The sequence below is a fragment of the Burkholderia sp. Ac-20384 genome, assembly GCF_017104605.1.
GTDB lineage: Bacteria > Pseudomonadota > Gammaproteobacteria > Burkholderiales > Burkholderiaceae > Burkholderia > Burkholderia lata.
The window spans coordinates 1-3108 of sequence record NZ_JAAGPE010000544.1; the positions used below are offsets into that span (position 1 = coordinate 1).

The window sequence follows — 3108 nt, forward strand, 5'->3', positions numbered from 1 at the left end:
TATTCCCGATCGGGCGTGCGGCCCGCGATCGCGTCGATCGCGTCTCTGGCATGAGGCGGCGGCAGCCGCCGAGGACGGGCGTCCGCGGCACTGGATCGGGAAGACCTCAGTGTGGGGCCCGACCGCAGGCAAGTCTGTCCCGAAAGTTTCGTGAAAGTGTGGCGATTTGTATGGGATTGTCGGAGTCTGTCGTACCGGGCGCGCCGTCAAAACGCCGCAACATCCGCTCGGGCCGCCTTTCGACGGCGCAGTGCCGCGTCGGATCGGCCCGGTTTCCACCGCCGGTCGCACGCGACAGATCGACGCGCCTCGCGGCCATGTCATCCCATGTCTCGATGATCGACTCAGCCGCCATCGGCACCGCGATCGCCGGTGCGCGCGTGTTTGCGCGCGCTGCCGGAATAACCATGAATCGTCAGACGTCGTTCCATCTGAAATCGCAATGAACTCAATACAGATTTATTGCGGTTTATCACTTGCGTTTCACACCAGTCTATCTAGACTGTTCAAGTCAAAACGGTCGAATGTGTCATTTTTTTAGGAGACGATCACAATGCGCCTCACCATTCGGATTAATGGCAGCGAATCGACAACCCGGCACTCCTTCGCGGTACTGTGGGTCGATACTGACGAGGGGCTGTGGTCGCGCGAGGCACATCAGGGCATGGATCTGCCGACCTGGGGCAAGGTCCGCGACGTCGAGGGCGCAATGGCGCTCTGCGCGGCCGACGGCGGGAATGCCGTGTGCCAGCTGAAGGGGCTGTCATTCGATGCAACGCAGCGCGAACAGGGTCCCGCGGTGCTCGCCGGCGATCACCCCGGCGCGTGGCGACTGCAGGCAGTCGATCGTTGCACGAGCGAACCGGAATACCGGGAATTCATTTCCGTCGCCCGATAGAAATTATCGATGTAATTCGTCTGCGGTTTTCGGGTTTATTCCGGTTTCAGTGATATTCATTTCGATATTCAGTATTAACGGCGCCCCATTTCGGGGCGCTTTTCATTTTCCGGTTTAAAGAAATAACCGCAAGCCGGTCAATTGATCGCACATCGGGAATGGCCGGCATCGACCGCACCGAAGATCGTGCCCCCGGATCGACGCCCGACGAACCTCCCGCTCTTCATCGCCTGCTGCACCGCTGAGGTGCCGCATCCGCCTCGCTTTTCCTTCCCCTTTTTCACCCCAGGCCGGAGCGCCAATATCCGTTTTTTCTCGGGGCCGGAACACACTTTCCCCACACGGTGTTTACTCATTTATTACAATCGCATTATCCAGACTGACTCGCCGCCCTTCGGCGGCCCGACCCGGCCATTGCATGAGCGTGAAAAAGAAGACCCACCCCGCCGATCCGTACGCGGCCGCGACCAAGAATCCGATGCTCGCGTCGCGCCTGCCGATGTGGCGCTCGAAGCTGATCGTGATCATCGTGTTCCTCGCATTCGCTGCACTGATCGGCCGCGCCTTCTGGGTGCAGGTCGCGAACAAGGAGTTCTACGTCGGCCAGGGCCAGAAGCGCTACCAGCGCACGATCGAGCTCGATGCGACGCGTGGGCGCATCGTCGACCGCAACGGCGCGATGCTCGCCGTCAGCCTGTCGACCTATGAAATCTGGGCGAACCCGAAACAGGTCGCCGACACCGACTACCCACAGATCTCGAAGCTGCTCGACATGCCGCTCGTCGAGGTCAAGCGGCGCCTCGGCAACGACAAGACGTTCGTGCTGCTCAAGCGGCAGGTCGACGCGGACACCGCGGGCAAGCTCGACAAGCTCGCGATCGACGGCATCACGCAGATCGCCGATTCGAAGCGCTTCTACCCGGAAGGCGAATCGGCCGCGCACGTGGTCGGCTTCACGAACGTCGAGGACAAGGGCCAGGAAGGCGTCGAACTCGCGGCGAATGCGCGCCTGGTGGGGACGTCCGGGCAGCGCGAGGTGATCCGCGACCGGCTCGGCCGCATCGTGTCGGACACGCGCCCGCTCGTCCCGGCGCAGCACGGCGCGACGATCGAACTGACGATCGACCGCCGCATCCAGCAGCTCGCGTTCAGCCAGCTCAAGGCGGCCGTGGTCGAGAACAACGCGGTGGCCGGCAGCGTCGTGGTGCTCGACGCGCAGAACGGCGAGATCCTCGCGCTGGCGAACTACCCGACCTTCGACCCGAACGACCGCGCGCGCCTCACCGGCCAGCAGTTGCGCAACCGTGCGGTGATCGACACGTTCGAACCGGGCTCGACGATCAAGCCGCTCGTTGTCGCGCTGTCGATCGACGAGCGCAAGGTCACGCCGAACACGATCATCAACACGTCGCCGGGCACCTACAAGATCGGCCCGGCCGTGATCCACGACACGTCGAACCACGGCTCGCTGACTGTCTCGCAGGCGCTGCAGAAGTCGAGTAACGTCGCGCTCGCGAAGCTCGCGCTGAACCTGCCCGCCGAAACGATCTGGAACAAATACCAGGAGTACGGGATCGGCCGCGCGCCGGAACTGACGTTCCCGGGCGTCGCGTCGGGCCGGCTGCGCGGCTACAAGCGCTGGCGGCCGATCGAGCAGGCGACGATGGCATACGGCTACGGCCTGTCGATGTCGCTGCTGCAGATCGCGCAGACCTACACGGCCTATGCGGGCGACGGCACGCTGCACCCGGTGTCGCTGCTGAAGAACGGCACGGACCAGCAGACGATCGACGCGCATCGCGGCCACCGCGTGACGTCGGCACAGACGGCGGCATCGATCCGCTCGATGCTCGAGATGGCGGTCGGCGAAGGCGGTACGGGGCGCCGCGCGCGCGTCGACGGCTACCGGATCGGCGGCAAGACGGGTACTGCGCGCAAGCAGGTCGGCGCAACCTATGCGAAGGGCAAGTACCGCGCGCTGTTCGCCGGGATGGCGCCGATGAGCAACCCGCGCCTGATCGTCGCGGTGATGATCGACGAGCCGCGCGGCAAGGGCTACTACGGCGGCACGGTGGCCGGCCCGGTGTTCGCGTCGGTCACGAGCGGCTCGCTGCAGCTACTCGGCGTGCCGCCCGACGCACCGGTCGAGCCGGAGAAGACGCCGCCGGCGAAGGCCGTTGCGCCGCAGAAGACGGTGGCTGCACCGAAAG

The 3108-nt window shown here is 64.4% G+C and carries 3 protein-coding genes; all 3 read left to right on the plus strand.

Features of this window, described 5'->3' with window-relative positions:
• The first annotated feature begins 170 nt into the window (after positions 1 to 170).
• Positions 171 to 446 carry a hypothetical protein gene (locus G3O00_RS41400; RefSeq protein WP_206146460.1) on the plus strand — a complete coding sequence of 92 codons (276 nt, stop codon included), beginning with the start codon at positions 171 to 173 and terminating at the stop codon, positions 444 to 446.
• A 107-nt stretch (positions 447 to 553) separates the two neighbouring features.
• The gene (locus G3O00_RS41405; RefSeq protein ID WP_206146461.1) at positions 554 to 898 is read left to right on the plus strand and encodes a DUF3564 family protein; all 345 of its coding nucleotides are present in this window, start codon (positions 554 to 556) and stop codon (positions 896 to 898) included.
• Between the two features lie 418 nt (positions 899 to 1316).
• The coding region (locus G3O00_RS41410; RefSeq protein ID WP_206146462.1) for a penicillin-binding protein 2 at positions 1317 to 3108 on the plus strand (1792 nt) is incomplete at its 3' end.